5 protein-coding genes are annotated in these 6,616 nt (G+C 72.0%); all 5 read left to right on the plus strand.

All coding sequences use genetic code 11. From position 1 onward, the window contains the following. Positions 1 to 2,127: tetratricopeptide repeat protein (locus ABFS34_15335; protein MEN8376800.1), on the plus strand; the 2,127-nt coding region annotated here is incomplete at its 5' end. Next, positions 2,127 to 2,942, plus strand: a complete 816-nt coding sequence (locus ABFS34_15340; GenBank protein ID MEN8376801.1) for a DUF4159 domain-containing protein — start codon at positions 2,127 to 2,129, stop codon at positions 2,940 to 2,942. The genes ABFS34_15335 and ABFS34_15340, both read left to right, overlap by 1 nt. A 17-nt stretch (positions 2,943 to 2,959) precedes the next feature. Further along, positions 2,960 to 4,081: a MoxR family ATPase gene (locus tag ABFS34_15345; GenBank protein MEN8376802.1), complete on the plus strand. Its 1,122-nt coding sequence runs from the start codon at positions 2,960 to 2,962 to the stop codon at positions 4,079 to 4,081. Then, positions 4,078 to 5,013: a DUF58 domain-containing protein gene (locus tag ABFS34_15350; protein MEN8376803.1), complete on the plus strand. Its 936-nt coding sequence runs from the start codon at positions 4,078 to 4,080 to the stop codon at positions 5,011 to 5,013. Before ABFS34_15345 ends, ABFS34_15350 begins: the two co-directional genes overlap by 4 nt. A 1-nt stretch (position 5,014) precedes the next feature. Beyond that, positions 5,015 to 6,616: VWA domain-containing protein (locus ABFS34_15355; protein MEN8376804.1), on the plus strand; the 1,602-nt coding region annotated here is incomplete at its 3' end.

Genomic DNA, 6,616 nt, shown 5'->3' on the forward strand with positions numbered 1-6,616 from the left:
GAGCGCGCGCTCGGCGCCTACGGCTCGGCGAGGGGCGACGCCCCCGCGCTGATGGCCGTCGCCGAGGCGGCTAGCGAGCTCGGCGGCGAGCGCTACGAGCTGTTCCACGACGCGGTCCGCCTGCTGGAGGAGGCCGCCGCCGCGCTCCCGCTCGACCCCGAACCGGAGACGCGGCTCGCGGCGCTTTTCCTGGACAAGTACGACAGCCGCGAGGCGAACCGGACGCTGTCCGGCGTCCTCGCGCGCGCGCCGGGTCACCCGGGCGCGCTCCTCCTCTTGGCGCGGGTACGGCGCTTCGACGGCTCGGCCGAGGCCGAGGAGCTCGCGCGCCGGGTCCTGGACGTGAACGACGACGACGCCGAGGCGCGCGCGTTTCTGGCGCTGCTGCTGCTGGATGTGGCCGATTTCGACGGCGCCCGCGAGGAGGCCGCGCGCGCGCTGGACGCCGATCCGTTGTCGGCCGAGGCGCTGGGCGTGCTGGCCGCGGCGGACCTGCTGCAGGGCAACCGCGCCGGGCCCTCCGAGCGGGCGGACGCGCTGCCGCGGGGGAGCCCAGATCGCGCTTGGGTGCTCGTAATCGCCTCGCGGCTGGCCTCGCGTCACCACCACTACGCGGACGCCGCCGAGTTGGCGGGCGATGCGGTTCGCGCGGACGGTCGGCGCTGGGCGGCGCACGGAGAGCGCGGCCTCAACTTGCTCCGGCTGGGCGCAGTCGAGGACGCCCGCGCGGCGCTGGAGACGGCGTTCGCTGGGGATCCGTTCAACGTCTGGTTCAACAATACGCTGGACCTGCTGGACACCTACGACCGCTACGAGATCCGAGCCACCCGGCATTTCGAGCTGTTCCTGCGCCGCGACGAGAGCGCCCTGCTGGGTCCGTACATGGAGCGGATCGCCGAAGACGCGTATACCCGGCTGGCGGATCTATACGGGCATAGGCCCGACACCCCCGTGCGTCTGGAGGTCTATCCCGAGCACGGCGACTTCTCCGTGCGCACGGTCGGCCTGACTGGCTTCGGCGCGCTGGGCGTGTCGTTCGGCAACGTGCTCGCCATGGATTCGCCGTCGGCGCGCGCACGCGGCACGTTCAACTGGGCGTCCACGCTGTGGCACGAGATTGCGCACGCGGTCACCCTCGGCGCCAGCGCGAACAGGGTGCCGCGGTGGCTCACCGAGGGCATCTCCGTGAGAGAGGAGCGGCGCGCCCGGCCCGGCTGGGGACGCCGCATCAGTCCCGGTTTCGTGGCCGCTTACGAAGCCGACAGGATGCCGCCGGTGAGCCGCCTGAACGAGGGCTTCGTGCGCCCGAGCTTCCCCGGGCAGGTGGGCATGTCCTACCTCATGGCCTCGCTGGTGGTCGAGTGGATCGAAGAGGCTTACGGCTTCGACGCGCTGCCCGAGATGCTCGACGCCTACGGCCGGGGGGGGTCCGAGGAAAGGGTGTTCCGGGATGTGCTCGAAGCGTCGCCCGAGGCCGTGGACGACGCGTTCGATCGGCACCTGCGGGAGCGCTTCGCGACCCAGTTCGATGCCGTCGGCTCGGCCGAGCATCCGGGCGAGTTCGGTCTGCGGCTTCAGGCGGCTTCGCGGGCGCTGGAGGAGGGGCGGACCGAGCAGGCGCGCGCGGAGCTGGAGGAAGCGGCGCGGCTGTTTCCCCAGGCCGCGGGTGCGCGCGCGCCTCAGGCGCTGCTCGCCCGTCTGCATCGAGCCTCAGGCGACCTCGAGGCGGAGTCGCGGGCGCTGGAGGCCTGGGTGGCGGTCGACGAAGGGGCCTACGACGGCCTCCTGCGTTTGGCCGAGCTGCGGGCCGAGCGGGGTTCGTTTCGGGACGCGGCCGAAGCGCTGGTGAGGGCGCTGTGGATCTTCCCGCTCGATCCCGACGTTCATGAGAAACTGGCGGGACTGTACGAACGCTCCGGTGACCACGCGGCGGCTACGGGCGAGCGGCGCGCGCTTCTGGCGCTCGAGCCGGCGGATCCCGCGGGCGCCTGGTACCGGCTGGCGGTGGCGCTGCAGAACGCCGGCGACGCCGCGGCCGCTCGCGCCGCGGTGCTGAGGGCGCTGGAGGTCGCGCCCCGCTACGAGGAAGCGCTCGATCTCTTGTTGGCGCTCCAAGGAGGAGGCTGATGCGCCCGAATCCAAGCGGCCACGCCGGCCGCCTAGGACTGATCGCCGTGGCCGCGGCAACGCTGGGCGTCTGGTCGGCTCCCGAGCTCGTGGCCGCGCAGGACACCGGCGGCTTCCCCTTCCCGCGCGGGCAAGCCCCGCCGGACCGCTCCGCGGGCGAGTTCCCCTACGACGGGCGCTTCACGCTCGCGCGCATTTACTTCGAGAGCCCGTTCGGCGGTGGGCCGTCGGGACCCGCGTGGTCGCACGACTACCCCACCGCGGAGCGGAACTTCGCGCGCATCGTGGATGAAATCAGCGCCCTGCGCCCCTACCTGGACGGCAGCAGGGTGGTGGCGCTCGACGATCCGGATCTCTTCCTGTATCCGGTCGCGTACCTGAGCGAGCCGGGCTTCTGGGTGCCGAGCGAGGATGACGTGGCGGCGCTGCGCGCCTACCTGCTCAAGGGCGGCTTCGTGATCTTCGACGATTTCGGCGGCCCGGACTGGATAAACTTCCGCAATCAGATGGAACGAGTGCTTCCGGACCTCGTGCCCCTCCCGCTGGACGGAGGAGAGCCGATCTTCCACTCGTTCTTCGAGATCGCCCCGTCCGCCATGAGTTTGCTCAGCTATCGTGGCGGCGGCAGGCCGCCGCAGTACTTCGGGTATTTCGAAGGGAACGATCCGACGAATCGCATGATCGCCGTCGCCAATTACAACAACGATATCGGCGAGTTCTGGGAGTTCAGCGCCACGGGGCGGTTCCCCGTGGACCTGTCCAACGAAGCGTACAAACTGGGCGTCAACTACGTCATGTACGCGCTGACGCACTGAGAAGAGAGACCGATTTGATGAATGATCCCGCGCTGGGCGCCCCGGAGGTGGCCAGCCCCGAAGAAGCAACGAGCGCCGCCCTCGAGCAGAGCCCTCCCCGGCCCGAGGCCACCGCCGCGGGCGCTGGCCGCGGCTCCGAAAGCGAGGACGCGGACCTGGCGGACGCGCTGAGCCGAGCCCGCGAGCGTCTCGTCGCGGAACTCCGCAAACGCGTCGTTGGCCAGGACGAGGTGATCGAGCTGATGCTCGTGTCGCTGCTCGCCGGCGGCAATTCGCTCCTCGTGGGGGTCCCCGGACTCGCCAAGACGCTGCTGGTGCATACGCTCGCGTCCGGGCTCGGGCTGGAGTTCGCGCGCATCCAGTTCACGCCGGACCTCATGCCCTCCGACATCACGGGCACCGACCTGATCCAGGAGGATCCGGATACGGGGCGCCGTGAGATGGTCTTCGCGCCGGGCCCGCTGTTCGCCAACGTCGTCCTGGCCGACGAGGTCAACCGCACGCCGCCGAAGACGCAGGCGGCGCTTCTGGAGGCCATGCAGGAGCACCGCGTGACGGTGCAGGGTCGGACGTACGAGCTCGCCGAGCCCTTCTTCGTCTTCGCCACGCAGAACCCCATCGAGCTGGAGGGCACCTACCCGCTGCCCGAGGCTCAGCTCGATCGATTCATGTTCGAGATCGTGATGCATCATCTGCCGGAGGACGAGGAGCTCGAGGTGGTCCGCACGACCACCGCGGTGCTGGGCGAACCGCCCCAGGCGGTGCTTTCGGGGGAGGAGATCCTCGCCTTCCAGGGACTCGTGCGGCGCATGCCGGTGGCGGAGGCGGTGCTGCGGCACGCGCTGGCGCTCACCCGCGCCACCCGGCCCGGCGCAGGCGGCCTCGAATTCGTCAACGAGTGGGTGGCACACGGCGCGAGCGTGCGCGCGGCCCAGTATCTGACCCTGGGGGCCAAGGCGCGCGCGTTGCTGGAGGGCCGCTCGCACGTGGCTTTCGAGGACGTACGCGCGCTGACCGGCCCCGTCCTGCGGCACCGCATCCTGCGCAACTTCAAGGCCGAATCCGCGGGGGTATCGACCGACCAGGTAATCGACCGCGTGCTGAGCGCGGTGCCTCCTCCAGGCTCGGGCATGCGGTGAGCTCCGCCCGCGTCGCACCCGCCGCGCCGATGCTCGATCCGGCGGTGCTGGCGAGCATCGACTCGCTGGAGCTGCTGGCGCGCGGCGTCGTGGACGGATTCCTCGCCGGCCTGCACCGGGCGCCTCACCTGGGCACGTCGCTCGACTTCGCCGAGCATCGGCCCTACAACCCGGGCGACGACGTGCGGCGCGTGGACTGGCGGCTATACGGCCGCACCGACCGGCACTACGTGCGGCTGTTCGAGGCGGAAACGAACGCCGATTTCCTGCTCATCACGGACGTGTCCCGGTCGATGGATTTCCGGGGCTCTCCAGACCGCCTCACGAAGTTCGACTACGCGCGCTTCCTGGCCGCGTCGCTCGCCTACCTGGCGGCCACGCAGCGCGACCGGGTCGGCCTGATCACCTTCGCCGGGTCGGTTCTGGAGACCGTGCCGCCCGCCGCGCGTCACCGCGACAACGTGCTGCGCGCGCTCCAGCGGGCCCGCCCGAAAGCCGGTGGCGGGCTGTACGAAGCCGCGGAAAGAGCCGGGGGGCTGCTGCGCCGGCGCGGCCTCGTCGCCGTAGTGGGAGACTTCTACGACCCGCCCGCGGAGATAGTGCGGGCGTTCTCGGCGCTGAGGGATCGCGGGCACGACGTGATCGCGTTCCACGTCCTCGACCCGTGGGAGCGGCGCCTGCCCGAGCTGGGCGCGACGCTGTTCGAGGATCTGGAGACCGGCGACCGCCTGCCCGTGGACCCAGGGGCGGCGGCGGCGCAGTACCAGGCGCGCGTGGACGGGCACCTGCGCACCGTGGCCGCTGAGCTACTGGCGCTGCGGGTCGATCACGTGCTGCTCGACACGTCTACGCCGCTGTCCGTCGCGCTCGCGCGGTGGCTCGGCCACCGGCGCACGGCGCTGCGCACGCGCTCGGCGCAGGGCAGGGACTGAGTTGGGCCTCCTGACCCCCGCCTTGCTGGCCGCGAGCATCGCCATCGCGGTGCCCGTGTGGCTCCACCTGACGCGCCGGCCGCCCAAGGAACGCCAGCCGTTCCCGTCGCTGATGTTCCTGGGCGAGTCACCCCTCAACGCCACCCGGCGCCGCAGCATCCGCGATCCCCTGCTGCTCGCGCTGCGCGTGCTGGCCATGGTCCTGCTGGTCGCGGCGTTCAGCCGGCCTTTCCTGGCGCCCGGCGCAGGGGGCGCTGGGGCGGACGGCGGCGTCAGGGAGATCGCGCTGCTGTTCGACCGCTCCTACAGCATGGCGGCCGGTGACCGCATGGACGCGGGGAAGGCGGCGGCGCGACGCGTGTTCTCGGAACTGCGGGAGGGCGACCGGCTGACGCTCGTGGCGTTCGACGATGCGGCGCAGGTGCTGGGCCCCGCGACCCGCGACGTGGACGTGTTGCGCGCGGCGCTGGACTCGATCCGTCCGGGCGAGGGCGGCACGTCGTACGCCGGCGCGCTGCGACTGGCCGAGAGCGTGCTGTCCGCGTCCCCCGGACCGCGGCGTGAGGTCGTGATCGTGAGCGACTTCGCGGCCGGGCGAACTCTGGCGGATCCGGAGGTGCTGCTTCCGCCCGGTACGCGCGTGCGCCTGCTGCCGGCGACGACCGACCCGCTCGACGACCTGACCACCGAGGACGTCTCGCTCCGTCGTTCCGGCTTCGCGGCGGGAGAGCGGATCCACGTGGTCGCCCGGATCGCCAACTTGGGGGCGCGCGCGGTGTCGGAGCGCGCTGTGTCGCTGACGCTGGACGGCGCACGGGTGGGGGTGGAGACCGTCTCGCTCAAGCCCGGAGCCTCCACCGCGGTCGAGTTTCCGCCTTTTTCGGTCGCCTCCGGCGCCGCCGCCGGCCACGTGCGGGTGGGGCCCGACGATCTGGCGATGAACGACGCCCGATTCTTCGTGGCGGAGCCGCGCCGGGCCGTCGCGGTCATGATCGTCGAGCCGGACGGCTCCGGTCCGCGCCGGGGCCTGCACCTGCGGCGCGCGCTGGAACTCGCCCGCTCCCCCACGTTCACGCTCCGCCGCCGGACCGACCGCTCCCTCCGAGGCGAGGACCTGGCCGGCCTGGATCTGCTGATCCTGGACGGCGTGCCCTTCCCCGCCGGCGAGACGGGCGCGCGGTTGAGCGCCTTCGTGGAGGCAGGCGGCGGGCTGATCGCCGCCGCCGGGGACCGCTCGGGTGGACGCATCCCCGAGCTCGCGGACGGACTGCTACCGGCGGGATCGGCGCGCTCCGTAGCGCGCGCGGAGGGCGGGTCTCTGGGTCGAGTGGAGTATGGACACCCGATCTTCTCGGCCTTCCGTGACCCGGGCAGCGGAGACCTCGGTGCTCCGCGCGTGGATCGGTACCGCCGGCTGTCCGAGGAGGGTATGCGCGTCCTGGCCCGGTTCGACGACGGTTCGCCCGCGTTGCTCGAGGCCGACCTCGGTCTCGGACGCTCGCTCGTGTGGGCCACGACGCTCGGCGACGCCTGGACGGACCTGCCGCTGCAGCCCGTCTACCTGCCCTTCGTGCACCGCCTTCTGCTGCACGCCGCCGGTTGG

This window comes from Gemmatimonadota bacterium (assembly GCA_039715185.1).
Taxonomy (GTDB): Bacteria; Gemmatimonadota; Gemmatimonadetes; order Longimicrobiales; family RSA9; genus DATHRK01.

What these genes read in the sequence shown, in the direction of transcription:
- ABFS34_15340 (MEN8376801.1), top strand. Translation starts at nt 2,127, where the DNA reads ATGCGCCCGAATCCAAGCGGCCACGCCGGCCGCCTAGGACTGATCGCC.
- ABFS34_15345 (MEN8376802.1), top strand. Translation starts at nt 2,960, where the DNA reads ATGAATGATCCCGCGCTGGGCGCCCCGGAGGTGGCCAGCCCCGAAGAA.